At 32.6% G+C, this 16,805-nt stretch carries 12 protein-coding genes; 2 read left to right on the top strand and 10 right to left on the bottom strand.

Going from position 1 to position 16,805, the window contains the following annotated elements; genetic code table 11:
• From ACKI32_RS02730 to ACKI32_RS02745, 4 genes are all read right to left on the bottom strand, one after another.
• A partial coding sequence (locus tag ACKI32_RS02730; RefSeq protein ID WP_407413350.1) for a hypothetical protein occupies positions 1-137 on the bottom strand: 137 nt, incomplete at its 3' end.
• 10 nt (positions 138-147) lie between these two features.
• The gene (ileS, locus tag ACKI32_RS02735; RefSeq protein WP_407413242.1) at positions 148-3,387 is read right to left on the bottom strand and encodes an isoleucine--tRNA ligase; all 3,240 of its coding nucleotides are present in this window, start codon (positions 3,385-3,387) and stop codon (positions 148-150) included.
• 211 nt (positions 3,388-3,598) lie between these two features.
• Positions 3,599-4,768 (bottom strand): methionine adenosyltransferase, encoded by a 1,170-nt coding sequence (metK, locus tag ACKI32_RS02740; protein ID WP_407413244.1) that lies wholly within the window; start codon positions 4,766-4,768, stop codon positions 3,599-3,601.
• A gap of 133 nt (positions 4,769-4,901) precedes the next feature.
• Positions 4,902-6,560: a hypothetical protein gene (locus ACKI32_RS02745; protein ID WP_407413246.1), complete on the bottom strand. Its 1,659-nt coding sequence runs from the start codon at positions 6,558-6,560 to the stop codon at positions 4,902-4,904.
• A 228-nt stretch (positions 6,561-6,788) separates the two neighbouring features.
• Here ACKI32_RS02745 and ACKI32_RS02750 point away from each other — a divergent pair, with 228 nt between their 5' ends.
• On the top strand, positions 6,789-7,454 hold the full coding sequence (locus ACKI32_RS02750) for a DsbA family protein (protein WP_407413248.1): 666 nt from the start codon (positions 6,789-6,791) through the stop codon (positions 7,452-7,454).
• Between the two features lie 60 nt (positions 7,455-7,514).
• Positions 7,515-7,841: a DUF192 domain-containing protein gene (locus tag ACKI32_RS02755; protein WP_407413250.1), complete on the top strand. Its 327-nt coding sequence runs from the start codon at positions 7,515-7,517 to the stop codon at positions 7,839-7,841.
• Here the strand turns inward: ACKI32_RS02755 and ACKI32_RS02760 are convergent.
• From ACKI32_RS02760 to ACKI32_RS02785, 6 genes are all read right to left on the bottom strand, one after another.
• Positions 7,827-8,519 (bottom strand): dihydromethanopterin reductase (acceptor), encoded by a 693-nt coding sequence (locus ACKI32_RS02760; RefSeq protein ID WP_407413252.1) that lies wholly within the window; start codon positions 8,517-8,519, stop codon positions 7,827-7,829. The two genes, ACKI32_RS02755 and ACKI32_RS02760, sit on opposite strands and share 15 nt — an antisense overlap.
• Position 8,520: 1 nt before the next feature.
• A complete protein-coding gene (gene glyA / locus ACKI32_RS02765) occupies positions 8,521-9,792 on the bottom strand; it encodes a serine hydroxymethyltransferase (RefSeq protein WP_407413254.1) in 1,272 nt (423 codons plus the stop codon).
• A gap of 145 nt (positions 9,793-9,937) precedes the next feature.
• A complete protein-coding gene (locus tag ACKI32_RS02770) occupies positions 9,938-11,926 on the bottom strand; it encodes a 4Fe-4S binding protein (protein ID WP_407413256.1) in 1,989 nt (662 codons plus the stop codon).
• A 299-nt stretch (positions 11,927-12,225) separates the two neighbouring features.
• On the bottom strand, positions 12,226-13,131 hold the full coding sequence (locus tag ACKI32_RS02775; RefSeq protein WP_407413258.1) for an AEC family transporter: 906 nt from the start codon (positions 13,129-13,131) through the stop codon (positions 12,226-12,228).
• Positions 13,132-13,189: 58 nt separating this feature from the next.
• Positions 13,190-14,125 (bottom strand): DNA repair and recombination protein RadA, encoded by a 936-nt coding sequence (gene radA, locus ACKI32_RS02780; RefSeq protein WP_407413260.1) that lies wholly within the window; start codon positions 14,123-14,125, stop codon positions 13,190-13,192.
• A 22-nt stretch (positions 14,126-14,147) separates the two neighbouring features.
• Positions 14,148-16,736 (bottom strand): OB-fold nucleic acid binding domain-containing protein, encoded by a 2,589-nt coding sequence (locus ACKI32_RS02785; protein ID WP_407413263.1) that lies wholly within the window; start codon positions 16,734-16,736, stop codon positions 14,148-14,150.
• Positions 16,737-16,805: the final 69 nt, after the last annotated feature.

Below are 16,805 nucleotides of genomic sequence, written 5' to 3' on the forward strand. Positions count from 1 at the left end.
GCTCTTAAAAATGGTCTGCTACTTTTGTAAGAACAATGCTCTGAAAACATTACATCAAGCATTCCTTCTTCAAGTTCATTCATTTCTCTTCCAAGGATTCCCTCAATATATTCAATTTCAGAATCGGCTAAAGTCATGTTAACACCCTTAATTTTTAATTGAAATAATTACTTTTTCTCCTTCAATATCCCATTCTTTGGTATAATCTTTAGAATCTTTACTGCATTCTTCTGTATCTGTAATGATTAAGCTATTTGCCCTTACTTCATGAGATATAAATTCAGATTGTGGAACAATTAAGTCCTTAAATTCTGTTGAGGTTTCAACATCGACATTGATGTTTGCTTCAACATCCAAATCAAGGTCTTTTCTCATGTCCTGAATTCTTCTGATTAATTCACGAGCCATAGCTTCTTGCTTAATCTCTAATGTGATATTAGTATTTACAAATACATTTCCGCCTTCAAACTCTGATGATACAAAGTCATCTGGAAGTTCTGAATCGAACAATACTTCTTCACTTGTCAATTCAATTCCTTCAACTATGACCTTACCATTAGCATCTAACTCAGCTTTGATTTGATTACCATCAGCTACTTTTAGGCCTTTTACAACTTTACCCATATCTCCTTTGAGTTTTGGACCTAAAATTTTAAGATTCGGTTTTGCAATAAATGATAATTTTTCAAATTCACTAGCACATAAAACTTCTTTAGTATTGGATTGGTCTTTAATAATGTCAGTTAATTCTTCAATAGCACTTAAGACATCTTCATCTTGAGATACAACAGTGATATCTGAAACCGGCCATCTGAGTTTGTATTGTGCAATATCACGTGCTCTAATAGATGCATCAATTACTTCACGAACAACATCCATTTTAGCTTCTAAATTAGTATCAATTGCATCTTCATCATATCCCCAATCATTCATGTGAATACTTTCAGGTGCATCCGGATTTACTCCTTTTACAAGGTTTTCATAGATTTCTTCACTTACATGAGGCGCAATTGGACATAATACAGAAATTAATTTGACAAGTGCTGTATATAAGCTGTAATATGCTCCTAATTTATCCGGATCATCACTTTCAACCCATGTTCTTCCACGAATGAGTCTTACATACCAACGGCTTAAATCTTCTAGGATGAAATTATTGATTTTTCTAGTTGCTTTATGGAAGAATAAATTATCTAAATCCTCAGCTACTTCCTTAACTAATGTATTTGCTTTGGATATAATCCATTTATCTTCAGCTCTTAAAATCATGTCATCATCAGTTAAACCAATCGGATTAAAGTCATCTAAAGACATGTAAGTTGTTGAAAATACATATATATTCCATAAAATGTTAAACATTTTGTTAATGTTTAAAATTTCTTCCCATACGAATTTTAAATCATCCCATGGCTTTGAAGCCCACAATAAGTAGAATCTAAGTACGTCTGCTCCGTATTTTTCAATTACTTCCTCTGGAGATACAACATTTCCAAGGGATTTGGACATTTTATTTCCATTTTCATCCAATACAAATCCGTGCATCAATACTTTTTGATATGGACTTCTACCCATTGAAATTACTCCAGTACCTAGTTGAGAGTAGAACCATCCTCTGGTTTGGTCATGGCCTTCTGTAATGAAATCATATGGATACCATTCCTCGAATTTTTCTTTTTCTTCAGGATAGTATAGAGATGCCCAACCTGCAACTCCAGAGTCAATCCACACGTCCAATACATCAGGAATTCTTTTGATTGTCTGACCACATTTATCACATTTTACTTCGACTTCATCAACATATGGTCTGTGAATGAGCTCGGAATCTGAAACAGTGATTTCATTTAATGATTCAGCTTTTAATTCATCAAGAGAACCAATAACCTTTAGTTCTCCACAATCAGGACATTCCCAAATAGGGATTGGAATACCCCAGAATCTTTGTCTTGAAATTGTCCAGTCCCGAGCATTGTCTACCCAATCATAGAATCTGCCTTCTCCGGCCCATTTAGGTACCCATTCAACTTTTCCAATTTCATCCAACATTTTTTGTTTAATGTCTGTTACTTTCAAGAACCATTGTTTGGTAGCACGATAGATAATAGGAGTTTTACATCTCCAACATACTCCATATCTGTGTTCAATGGTTTCTACATGATACATTAAGTTTTTAGCTTGTAAATCATCAATAATTTGGGAGTTTTCATCTTTTGTAAATTTATCAGCATATTTACCTGCATCTTCTGTGAAGCATCCATCTTCGCCGACAGGACAGAAAATTGGAAGTCCGTTAGCTTGACCTACTTCAAAATCATCTGGACCATGTCCCGGTGCGGTATGTACTAAACCAGTACCTTCACCAAGCTCTACATGGTCTCCAGGTAAAATTGTGTGAACTTTTTCAATTTCTTTATCAAATTCCATTTGTTTTGGAATTTCATCAGCTAAAATATAATCATAACTTAATCCAACTAAATCAGAACCTTTAACTGTTTTTATAATCTCATATCTTACTTCTTCCTCTTCAATGATTTGGTCTTCTTCACCTTCATTTTCTGCAGGAATTTTAGTTCTGTGGATTTTAATACGTTTACCTAAAACATCTTCCATTAAGTTTTCAGCTAAAATGTAAGTTTCGCCGTCTTTTAAAACATAAACATAATCAAATTCAGGATTTACACAAATTGCAAGGTTTGCAGGAAGTGTCCATGGAGTAGTTGTCCAAACCAAGAAATAAGTGTCTTTTTCACCAGTGACTGGGAATTTAATGAAAATAGAGGGATCAACTTTTTCCTCATATTCAATTTCAGCAGCGGCAAGAGCTGTTCCACAGTGAGGACACCAACTGATTACTCTTTGGTCGTTGACAAGTAAATTTTGCTCATTTGCTCTTTTAAGTGTCCACCAAGAGGATTCCATATATTTTGGGTCCAAAGTCATGTATGGGTCATCCCAATCCATCCAAACACCTAACTGGTCAAATTGGCCTTCCATAGCTATTTTGTTTTCAATAGCGAATTCTCTACATTTATCTACAAAAGCTGCCATTCCGATAGTGTCTTCAATTTCCTGTTTTGATTGAATGCCCATTAAATGTTCTACCTTATTTTCAATTGGAAGTCCATGCATGTCCCATCCAGCCTGACGTCTTAAACTAAATCCATTCATTGACTTATAACGCAAATAGGAATCTTTAATGATTTTGTTCCAGGCTGTACCTAAGTGTATTTTTCCACTACAGTATGGGGGACCATCCAAAAATGAGTATTTAGGTCCTTTTTCTCTAAGTTCATTTACTTTTTTGAAAGTATCTTCATCTTTCCAGAATTTTTGAACTTTCTTTTCTATTTTATCGTGATCGTATGATTTATCTGCCTCTTTTATTGGCATTGTAACTCCTCAAAATTAATAATTTATAATATTCTATATTTTGTTTTAGATATTAAATAAAGGTTTTTACGATTTTTGAATATTTTAAAAATTAAAAAAAATTTTAGATTAATAATAGAAATTAAATTTAAAAAAAAAGATTAAATTGAAAACAAAAAAATAATAATGGAGAGTATTAAAAACTCTCAAATTGAAAATCACTTAAAAATTCTTAATTTTTAATATATTTTTTCAAATCTTCGGCTTTATCGGTTTTTTCCCATGGAAGACCTTCAATACCGAAGTGACCGTACTTAGCAGTTTGTTTGTAAGAAGTGTCTCTTAAACCTAATGTTTCAATAATTCCATCAGGGGTTAATTTAAAGTTATCACGTACTATTTTATCAAAATCAAGGTCTGCTACAGCAGTGCCTTTTGTATCTACCAATACGGAAGTTGGTTCTGGAACTCCAATTGCATAAGATAATTGAATTTCACATTTTTCTGCAAGCCCGCTTGCTACAATATTTTTTGCAATATATCTTGCCATATAACATGCACTTCTATCTACTTTTGTGCAGTCTTTTCCTGAAAATGCTCCTCCACCGTGGCGAGCATATCCTCCATAAGTATCTACAATGATTTTACGACCGGTAAGTCCTGCGTCTCCATGAGGACCACCTATCTCAAATTTTCCAGTTGGATTAATGTGTTCTTTAGTATCTTCAGTCATTAATTCTTCTGGAATAACTGCTTTAAAGAGTTTTTCACGAATATCAGCTTTTAATTGTTCCTGATTGTCAGAAACTGTCTCATCATGCTGAGTTGACAATACTACTGCATCAAGTGAAACAACATTGCCTTCTTCATCATAGTTAACTGACACTTGTGCTTTACCGTCAGGTCTTAAGTATGGAATTTCACCAGACTCTCTTAATTCAGTTAATTTATTAGTTAATTTACGAGCAAGATCAATTGGATATGGCATTAATGATTCAGTTTCATTAGTTGCAAATCCAAACATCATACCTTGATCTCCAGCTCCAGTTTCTTCATCTCCACGGTCTACTCCCTGATTAATATCAGCGGATTGTTCATGGAGTCTGTTTACAACTTCACAAGTATGACCATCAAACTCTAAATCAGGCTTATCATAACCAATTTCGATAATTGTATCCCTTATGATTTTTTCAATTTCTTCATCTGAGATGTGGGCTGAGGAAGTTATTTCACCAAATACCATACAAAAATCAGTTGTTACACAAGTTTCACATGCAACATGTGAAAATTTATCTTGTGCCATATATGCATCCAATATAGCATCAGAAATAATATCTGCAACTTTATCCGGGTGCCCTTGAGTTACTGATTCTGATGTAAATGTCCTAGCTATTTCATTCATATTTTCACCAATTAATTAATGTTAAATTCTCATTATAATGATAGTATAATAAAAATTATCAAGTCATTATAAGTTATATTGTAAACCTTATATATAAATTTTTAAAAATTGAAAGGATTATCAAGAAAATAAGTTATAATCCTATATTTGGAATTCTTTCCTTAGTATTTTGTCTTTGCCAGTTAGGACCCATGCTTGAGTAAAAGTTCTTAATCTGGTTTTCAGTATTTTTCGATAGTTTATAATCGAGTTTAACAACCAAACCCGTATTGGCAAATTTGGTCTTGAAATACTTCAACGAAACCCAATTTGTTGGAACCTTATTTAATCCACCGACATTATAATCACCATAAGAGTTACTTACCAAAATCTTCTTACCATCCGGACTTACATCAATAATGGACACATAATGGCGTGGAAGATATGCTATTAGTGCAGCTCCATTTTTTAATTCCTTCAAGGCATCGTTGAGAGTTTTTTTATTAAAATAATATGTTTTGAAATTATATTTTTCCAGACCTTTCTTAACTTCCGGTATATTTACTCCCTTTTTCCCAACCATGTTTTTCTCGAAGAATTTTTCAGAATGATAATTTCTTAAAGCCTGACTACAGACACTGGCTGATGCATGTCCGCAGGAATAAATTGAATTTTGGATATCACGAACCTCAGAGTACGTATATGACTTTCCCTTAAGAGAAACCGTGACTGAACTTGGCCAATAGTTATACTTGTTCTTCTTAACAACAATTGTATTGATTGTCCTTTCAATTACATTCCACTTTTCACGTTTCATGATGTGATAAGTATTAGGAGAGGACTTTACTTTAAAGAATGTGTATTTTGATAATTTTCCATATAGATATAAAGAATAGCTATCCCTTTTGATAACTTCAAGATATTGTGATTTTTTAAGGGTGTATCGCCCATTATTATCACCCATAACATAATTCCCAGGCATTAAATCAATGTCTGGAACACCCTTTTTAGTTGGAATGGACACTTTTAGAGGATCTGATACATTACCATTTATACAATTAATCTTTTTGGAATATCTATACTTATTGTATTTAACAGTGACAGTATATTTTTTAGGAGCAACCTGAGGTTTTATAACGACAAATCCCTCAGAAGATGTATTTTTTGTAAAAACCTTCTTTCCAATGATGATTTTAACGGTTTTATGAGAAATCAATTTTTTAGGACCGTTCAAATAAATTCTAAGATAACCGTTAGTGAGTAATTTTGAGTTTCCAATTTTGAATGGAACTGATTCTTCAATGTAAAAATTAAGTTTTTTAGAAAATGCTTTATACTTCTTATCTCCCTTAAAGGTGACTTTAATAGAGGAAGATGATTTTGACAATCCAACCTTAAGAGCAATCCTACCATTTTTATCTGTTGATTTTTCATAGATTTTTCCATTGAAAGTTAAGCTCAATTTTTTATTTGTTACTGGATTGCCCTTTGAGTCAACTAAATAGAAATAGTACTTGCTTCCTTTCTTAACAAAGTTAGATGGAGTATTGATTTTTAAATTTGATTTTGATGAAGTAGTCTTAGCAGTAGTATTTAATGTATTACTGTTTTTGTTTGATTGTTCTAAACTACTAGATGAGTCAACATTGCTTTCTAGATTATCTTGTGTGGTATTCTGCAAAATAAGATTACCATCATCAATTGAAAATGTAGAATTAACCAGTGAATCATCCGATGTGGCATTAATAGCGCTGATGCTAACTAATAACACGACTAATAAAGCAGAAATTAAAAAATATTTTTTAAGATTCATCAAAATTCACTCTTTTTTGCCTTTATAATATCTTTATCAAACTCTACATTTAACTATTATTATAAGATTTAAATTGATTTTAGACTAAAATACATATAATACTAATTTTAAATATTAATCTATGGGATTTTACAGAAAATACAATACAATTATTAGAACTGTAGATAACATTGTAAAACTTTACAAAGTATCCAAAAAGGACAAATCAAAGAAAAAAGATGATAAAAAATGAGAATTGTTTATTTAATCGATTATAATTGTCCGTATTCATATATTGGGCTTAAACGTCTTCAAAAAGCTGTTGAAAATGTTGGTGTGGATGTTGAATGGGAAATGCGATCTTTTGAACTTGAGCCTACACTAGGAAAAAGGCAGACAATGACTACATCAGAAAGATACGCTGAAAAATATGGAGTCCCACTAGACGAAGCGGAAGTTGAAATTTCTGAAATAGAAAAGATAGCCAATGAAGATGGTTTGAACATCAATTACAAAGATATGTTACTTGTAAGTTCCAAAGATGCTTTGAGATTAACAAAATTCGCACAGAACAGACATCCGGAAGTTACACTAGAACTTGTTGACAAGATATTTGAAGCAAATCTTGTTAAAAACGAAAACATCTATAAAACCGAAATATTAAAAGATATTGCTATTTCCTGCGGTATTGAAGAATATGAAGCTTTAAAAATCTTGGAACAAAATTATTACAATATTGAAATGGAACTTGATAAGGATGAAGCCATTAACAATGGAATTACCGCAACCCCATGTTTTATATTGTTTTTAAAAGAAGACAGACTTATAATTCCTGGAGTATTTTCAACCGAAAAGTTTGAAACTGCACTAAAAGATATGATAAGTGGAGAAATTGAAAAAAAGACTTTTACATGAGTCAATATTGATTTAACCTCGTTAAAAATTTAAATAATATTAAATAAAAATAATTAGTTCATGATTTTAAATAAAACAAATAATGAACTAATTGAAATCAAAATTGTACGTGCTAATACTTTTTTTAAACGTTTTAAAGGATTGATGGGAAAAAAAGATATTGATTTTGCACTATTATTTACAAATCTTAAAGACTCGTCTATCCACACTCATTTCATGAAATTTACAATAGACGCCTATTTTCTAGATGAAAACAAAGTAATTTTTGAAAAAGTAACATTGAAACCCTGGAAATTTTATAAACCAAAAAAACAAGCTAAATATATTCTAGAAACGAAAAAAGATTTATTAAAATTAAAGATAGGAGAAAAATTAGATTTTATCTAAGATTTCCTCTGGATTTTCAAATATTTGAATATTATCAATACTAGTTAATTTACGAGTATTTTCAATATCAATGTCTCTCATGTAGATTGTAATGATTTTACCTTCAGATATAGCATCATATGGGCATGTATTTCTACACAATCCACAACCAATACATTTTGTTAAGTCTATCTCTTCGTGAGGTATAATAGCACCTTGCTCACATGCCAGTGATGCAACACAATCATCACAGCTTTGACACTTAGATAATTCCATCTTTGAAGGTAAAACTGTGTCAATTGGACCTGGATGAATGTCAACTGGTACCATATAAACTGGCACTGCACCTTTTCCAGCTTGTGCCACTGCATTAGTAACGAGAGTATCAGCTATACCATAGACTATTTTTGAAACAGTATTTGCTGTAGCTGGTGAAACTATAAGTAGGTCATATTTGCCTAAAGACAAACGACCAGTAATTGGATATGAAAATTTTTGGTTTGAATCAGTAGCAAGTTCACGATATTTACCGCCAGTTAAGCTAACAACCCTATCATAAAGTCCATACATATTAAGAACTTCTTCAGCTGCGCCTGACAAGAATATAGTAACCTCATGGTCTTTAGCTAATTTTTCAGCTAATTTCACTGATTCCCTAAGTAAATGACCGGCACCAGTAAATGCAAATCCTATTCTCATTTTAATCTAATCTATGGTATTGGTAAGCTTCTCTGTCTGAGAATGAATAATCAAGTTTTGTGTATTGGTTCATGAATTCAGCAACTTCATCAGCGATATCTTCTTTATCAACTGCAACACGTCTAATGAATTCAGCAACTTCATCCATTTCTTTTTCTTTAAGGCCTCTTCTTGTGATTTCTTGAGTACCTATTCTGATACCTGATGGATCATCAGAATTATCTCTGTCATCACCTGGCAAGAGGTTTTTGTTTAAGATTACGTTATTGTCTGCTAATTCTTTTGCAATATCTGATGCAGATCTAATATTCCTTAAATCAACAGCGATTTGGTGAGACTCGGTAAAGCCAAGGTCTTCACATAATACATTGAATCCTCTTTCATACATTGCCTGACCAAGAGCTTGAGCATTTTTAATAGTTTGTTTTGCGTAATCTTCACCAAATTCTAACATTTCAGCAGTTGCAATACCTAAACCTAATAAATGGTGTAAGTGGTGATTACTTACTACACCTGGGAACACAGCTTCGTCAATTACTTCTTCATTTTCTTTGCTTGAGAGAATAATTCCTCCTTGTGGACCAGGGAATGTTTTGTGGGTACTTCCCATCATTAAATCTGCTCCTTCTTTTAAAGGTTGTTGAAATTTCCCTCCAGCAATAAGACCTAAAACATGAGCTCCATCATACATGATTGTAGCTCCAACTTCATCAGCAGCCTCACGAGCTTCTTTAACAGGGTGAGGGAATAAGAATAAACTTCCACCGAATAAAACAATTTGTGGTTTTTCTTTTAAGATTTTTTTATTCATTGCATCAATGTCAATATTCATCACATTTTTATCTAATGGGTGGAATACAGTTTTTAAACCATGAATACCGGCTGCGCTTACATCAGCGTGAGAAATGTGACCTCCAGATGGTACTTCAAGTGCCATTACTTTATCACCAGGTTCTGAAAAACCAAAGAATGCAGCTAAATTTGCAGTTACACCAGAAACAGGTTGAACATTAGCATAATCACAGTCATATAATTTACATGAAAGTTTTTTGGTTTTATCTTCGATTAAATCTACGTATTGACAACCTTCGTAGAATCTCTCAAATGCTTGTCCTTCTGCATATCTGTGAGCAAAATCAGTTGCTAAAGCTTCAGTTACTTCTACACTAGTAACATTTTCAGAAGCAATAAGATTGATACTATTTCTCATGTATTCAGTATGTTCTTTTGCAATTTTTTCAAAATTTAAAATTTCATCATGATAATTAGTCATTTACTACACCTAATATCCAATTAAATAATTATGATGTAATTTATGTTTTTCGTATAATATAAGAGTTATGAAAAAAAGTATTTAATAAAAATTTGTAAAATAAGTTAAAAAAAAGAAAAAAGAAATAGAGAATAAATCTCTAAATCTATTTACCTAAGTCTTCAAGAGCAGCACTGATTTGTGCCATAATTTGCTCGGTTTTGAAGTGTTGTTGGTTCATAGCACCAGATGGACATGCACCTACACAAGTACCACATCCTTTACATAATGCGGAGTTAATTTGTGCAAATTCTTTTCCACCTACACCAGTTGCAATTGAAATAGCATCAAATGGACATAATTCAACACATACTTGGCAAGCACCACAAACTGTTTCATCGTTGGAAGCAATAATAGGTTCGATTTCTACTTCTCCTTTAGCCATTGGGATTGCTGCTCTGGATGCTGCAGCTGAACCTTGTGCTACGGAGTCAGGAATATCTTTAGGACCTTGTGCTACACCAGCAATGTAAACACCATCAGTTAAAGTGTCAACAGGTCTGAGTTTTGGGTGAGCTTCCATGTAGAATCCGTCTGCAGATCTGGAAAGACCTAAGGTTTGTCTGAGTTCGTCGGATCCTGCGGAGTGTTCGAGACCTACACTTAATACAACTAAATCGTAAGTGTATTCAGTTACTTTACCGAGTAAAGTATCCTCTGCTCTGATAGTTAAGGTTAAATCATCGTTTTCGAAGATTTGTGCAGGTTTACCTCTGATAAATTCAATACCGTATTTTTCTTGAGATGTTTTGTAGAACTCTTCGTATCCTTTACCGAAAGAACGGATATCCATGTAGTAACAAGTTACTTCGGTGTCAGGTTCGTGGTCAATACATAATTGAGCGTTTTTCATGGAGTACATACAACATACTCTGGAACAGTATGGTTTACCGATTTGTTCATCTCTTGAACCTACACAGTGGATGAATGCTACACGTTTAGGTTCGATACCGTCGGAAGGTTTGATTACGTGACCACCAGTAGGACCTGATGCGTTAATCATTCTTTCAATTTCCATAGCGGTAATTACGTTTGAGAAACGTCCGTAACCGTATTGGTAGATTCCAGATGGGTCGAATGGGTCGTAACCGATAGCTGCAACAATAGTACCAACTTCTAATTCAATTTCAGTTGCTTCTTGATTGTGATCAATAGCCCCTGGACCACATGCTTGTACACATAAGTTACATTCGATACAGTAGTCTTTATCGATAGTTGCACATAATGGTACAGCTTGAGGGAATGGGATGAATGCAGCTTTTACCATACCTACACCTTCGTCGTAGTAGTTAGGTATTTCGATAGGACAAGCTTCTTGACAGGATCCACATCCAGTACATAAATCTTCATCTACATATCTAGGTTTTTTCTCAACTTTTACATTGAAGTTTCCGATGTATCCGTCAACTTCTTTAACTTCTGCGTAAGAAATTAATTCAATGTTTTCGTGTTTGAAAGCGTCTACCATTTTAGGTGCTAAAATACACATTGAACAGTCGAGAGTTGGGAATGTTTTATCTAATTGTCCCATTCTTCCACCAATGGTTGGGTTTCTTTCTACCATGTAGGTTTTGAATCCCATGTCACCTAAATCTAATGCAGTTTGGATACCTGCTACTCCACCACCGATAACTAATGCTTTGTTATCTACTGCTACTTTAGTAGCTTCTAATGGTTCGAGTAATCTAGCTTTAGCAACTGCCATACGTGTTAAGTCTTTTGCTTTTGCGGTAGCTGCTTCAGGTTCGTTCATGTGTACCCATGAGTCTTGTTCTCTTAAGTTAGCAAATTCAAATAAGAATTTGTTTAATCCTGCTTCTTCTACACATCTACGGAAAGTAGGTTCGTGAAGACGAGGGGAACAAGCTGCAACAACAATTCTGTTTAAGTTTTTCTCTTTGATTTCGTCTTGAATCATTGCTTGACCTGGGTCGGAACACATGTATTTGTAATCAGTTGCAAATACTACATTAGGTAATGTCTTTGCGTATTCTGCGACATCAGGACAGTCAACGACTCCACCAACGTTTACACCACAGTGGCAAACGAAAACACCTATCCTTACTTCTTCGTTATTATTTATTTCTTCTGCCATATAATTCACCTTGTACAAGTCGTGAAAAATATCTAATATACATAAAAAATTGCAATTTTAAAATAAGTTTTTAGAATTTTTACATAGTATTAGATATACATATGTAGTAAGAACACACTTATAAAGCTTTCTGAAAAAATCTTAGAGTAAAGTTTATATATTAGAAATAAAAAACGGAGTTATATTAGCTTTAAATAAATAAAAAAGATTAATTAACGAAATTTAAGGTAAAAAAAGCTTTATTATAATTTTTTTAAAAAATAAAAAATTTAGGTTATAAAAAATAATAATTATTTTTGCTAAAGTATCACAATAATTAGGGGTAGTGTAATCAAAGAGATTACAGTATTGATTAAAATACAATCTGATGTCAATTCATAATCTAGTTTGTAAGTAATCGAAAGAAGTAAAGACATCATTCCAGAAGGCATTGCAGCTTCAACAATTGATATAGTGTGTTCCAAACCCAAAAGACCAATTTGTGTAGCAAATAAAAAAGCAATAAACGGGAAAAAAGCCAATTTCATGATGGACGTGAATCCGATCATTGATTTTGACCTTCGAATAGCACTTAAATCAATTGATAAACCTAAAGCAATCATAATTAAAGGAATAGCACCTTGACCTAAGTAATTAATGGTGTTTTCAAAAACAGCACCAATTTGGATATTTAATAAATTAAGCAGAATTCCTAAAATGACAGCCCATAATGATGGAAACAATGCAATTTTTTTAACAGATTTTTTAACACTGCCTCCAAATTTTAAAGTTAAAACAAAAGACAGTGATAAAAATATAACTAATGTTGCAATATCACAAAATATAGCTCTTAAAAAACCATCTTGACCATAAATTCCCAAAGTAACGGGATACCCCATAAAAGCGGTGTTAGCTATCATGACAGTGACTAAAACTGACCATAATTTCTTATCATCTAAGTTAAATTGCTTTAAAATAAAATATGAAACGACACCAGTTATTAAAGAAGAAAATAAAATAATAAATGGTAAAATACCTAATTTCGGAATTAAAGACATGTCCGCATTGTACAATGCATTAAAAATCATGCACGGAAGCAAGATATACATTACTATTTTATTAAATGGATCAATATCTTTTTGACTTAAAAAATCAATTCTTTTTAAAAAATAACCCAAACCAATCATTAAAATGATTGATAAAATAGTAATTTCAATTGTATTCATGATATAATAATTAAAAATTAAAAGTATATAAAATTAATTAAAAAAAAGAAAATTAAAATTAGCTAACGATACCTTCGCTAGTAATTTTAAATACACATTCACCTTCAGGTAAATGAGGAGAATCGACTAAACGTGCGATTCTTTTTCCAGCTAAACCTTTTTTAAGCCAGATTCTATAAGTAGAAGCGTGACCTAAAACGTGCCCACCAATAGCTTTTGTAGGGCTTCCAAAGAAGGAGTCCGGTTTAGCTTGTACTTGATTAGTAATAAATACAGCAACATTGTATGTATTAGCAATTTGTTGAAGGGAGTGTAAATGTTGATTTAATTTTTGTTGTCTTACAGCTAAAGACTCTCTTCCAACATATTCAGCTCTGAAATGAGCCATTAAAGAATCAACAATGACTAATTTGATATTATTACCACTTTGAATAAGTTCATTGATTTTATCAACCATTAAAATTTGGTGAGAAGAGTTGAATGCACGAGCAACATGAATTCTTTGTAAAACTTCTTGAACGTCTAATTCAAATCCGTTTGCTATTTGTTCTATTCTTTCTGGACGGAAAGTGTTTTCAGTATCAATAAATACACATTCTCCATCAAGACCACCGAGTTCTTCAGGTAATTGAACAGTAACAGCTAATTCATGGGAAATTTGACTTTTACCAGATCCAAATTCACCAAATACTTCAGTGATAGATTGAGTTTCAATTCCACCACCAATTAAATCATTGAATTCTTGGCTACCTACAGTAATATGACCAACATCTTTTCTTCTTTCAAGTACATCGTATGCAGTTTCAAAATCAATATTTTCAGATCTACGAGCAGCTTCGATAACTTTTTCAGCCACACCTTCTCCAATTTCTGCTTTAACAGATAATTCTTTTGGAGTTGCGGTAGCTAATCTCATCATATCTGCAAAACCTGCATCTACTAATTTTTCTGCGGTTTTTTCACCAACACCTGGTAAATCACTTAATTCAACCATAACAACCATTCCTTTAATTTATTTAATAATATTTAGATATAATTCTTTTAGGACTTAACCTGTTTTCTTCATTGTATTCGTCAAAACTCACATTAGCAATTATTTCAACAGTTACTCCTTCCAAATCTTGAAGTTTATCTTCTATTCCGTAACCATCGTCAATAAGGCTAATAACTTCTTCTTTTTTCATTCCAATTAATTCTTCAGCTAAGTTATCGAAAAATGTAACTTGAATCTCTCCAGTGTCATCTTCGATTCTTGTAGGAATCATGAATAAATAATTAGGTTCATCAAATGTATGACCACAATTATCACAAACATACTCATCAATTGTTTCTTCAACATTAGCTCTACAGTTCGGACATTTTTTAAGTATAGTCCTTTCAGTACCAATCTCTTTAATAGTACCAGTCACACATACATTAGTGTCGTCTTCAGCTAAAGCTTCAATAGGTTTTGAAACAAAAATCATTTCCATTAATTCTTCTTGGGAAGGTAATTTTTCTAGCTCACTTTCACTTGGTTCAAGAACAGCAGTGCTTCTAGTTACAGTAGCTTCAATACGATTATCCATGTCTAATCCAAAACGAGGATTTTGTAATTTGATTGCTTGACCAATTTCAAACTCTCTTTGAGCATCTTTATCCCATAAGACAACTTTAAGAGAACCTGAATCATCTGCAATTTCCATGTTTCTCACATGACCTACACTGCCATCATCCCTATCAAATTCACGTGCATCAAACAATTCAATGACTCTGCCTACAACAATGACATCCTGATCATCTTCATCGATATCGCTAATATTTTTATAATCATAAAGAGCTTTTTCTAATGTAGATAATTCAGGTATAAACATTGCAGATGCTTGTTCTTCTGATAATTTAATTAATCTAGCACCACTACCAATGTTTAAATCGACACTATACATTCCAAGTCTAGTTCTTGCATTTTCAATTTGGTATGCATCTCCGACATTGTATTCTTCTTGAGCTCTTTCATTCCACAAAGATAATCTAACTTTACCAGATTCATCAGCAAAAAGAACAGAACGGACGATGCCAACAGTACCGTCATCTCTATCAAATTCACGTGCTTCATCAATTGAAAGAATTCTGCCGATTACATCAAGTTCGATTCCATCATCATCAATTGCATAAATTTCACCAATTGGAGTTGGCCTTAATTCGTTTCTTAAAGATTCGAATTCATCTAATTCTTCAATTGATAAGTTTTGAGGATTAATAGTAATTTGAGTATTGAAATTAGTATTCATTGAGTATTGGCTTTGAGTATATTCATCATAACGAACTTCACCACCAATGATTTTAACAATGTCTCCTTTATTTAATGGTAAATCAGTATCGTCACCCCAGACAGTTACTCTAATATCACCAGTTGAGTCTCTAACATCAAAGTTTCTTAATTTACCTTCACTTTGGTCTGTTTTTCTTATAAATGTTTTAATGTCTTGGAGTCTTGCTACAATACCTTTAATAGAAACATCTTTTTGTTCGCTTAAATCACCAATTTGGGAAAATTCTTGTTTGATTTCTGGAACATCAAAGTCTCCTTTAACTATTCTTCCATCCCAATGAGTTAATGAAATTTCATTTTCACCATCCCTATTCATTCTTTCACGTGCTTGGGCTTGAAGTATTTTAATTGTATCGCCGTCTTCTAAACCTAAATCTTTAATTAATTCAACGTTTTTATTCCATAATGTGTAAGAAATTTTTCCAGAAGCGTCTTGTAATTCAAGGGATGCCACTTTTCCTTCTTTTCCATTTTTTTCATAACTTCTTATTGTTGGAATTCTAACGATTCTTGCAATGATATTAACTTTAGTATCTGCTTTGATATCAGCGATGTTTGTGATTGTTTCTTCATAAACTGGGAATTTTGAAGGGTCTTCTTCTAAATGTATGACAGTTGATCTTGGTCTTAAGTTCGCTTCAAGACCTGAATATCCTTCTTTAATGTCTACATTTTTGATTTGTATAATGTCTCCTTCATTAAAGTTTTTAATAAGTTTTATATTTTGAGTCCAAAATACTGCTCTTATCTCACCAGTATTGTCTTTTAACTCAACATTACAAACTTCACCACTTGCACCTTTACGAGTTTTAAATGACCTTGGATTTGAAATTGAAATAACTCTACCTGAAATAGTTACATCTCTACTACCTTTTTCGAGTTTGTCAATAGTATCAACTGAATATTCTGGTTTTTCAGAAACTGTTTCAACTTCTTCATCTACAAATTCTCCTTTAGCCATGTTTGCAAAGGTAACATCATTCATAAATGAAGCATGTTCATTTTCCTGTTTATGAAATTCCATTCTTTCTAAAAATTTTTCTTCAGATACTTTATCCTTAACTTCATCATAGATTTCCCTTATTTCGTCAGTCATAGTAAAACCAGATTCCTCTTTAGGGAGTCCTTGATTAATGTCAATGCCATGGTTTTTTAAGACTTCACGAGCACAATCAATGTCGTTTACAAAATCTAAACCAAAGCTTTCGCGAACTTCCTCCATTTCAGCGAGGAATTCTTCTTGTGAAATTTGATCTTGTATTTTTTCGTATAATTGTAAAATTTCTTCTTGCATACCAAACCCTCATAGAAAGTTAATTATTAATTTATAATTGGAATGTATATAAAGTATTAGAGAGAGCAT

It is taken from the genome of Methanobrevibacter sp. (assembly GCF_045611865.1).
In the GTDB taxonomy this organism is placed as follows: domain Archaea; phylum Methanobacteriota; class Methanobacteria; order Methanobacteriales; family Methanobacteriaceae; genus Methanocatella.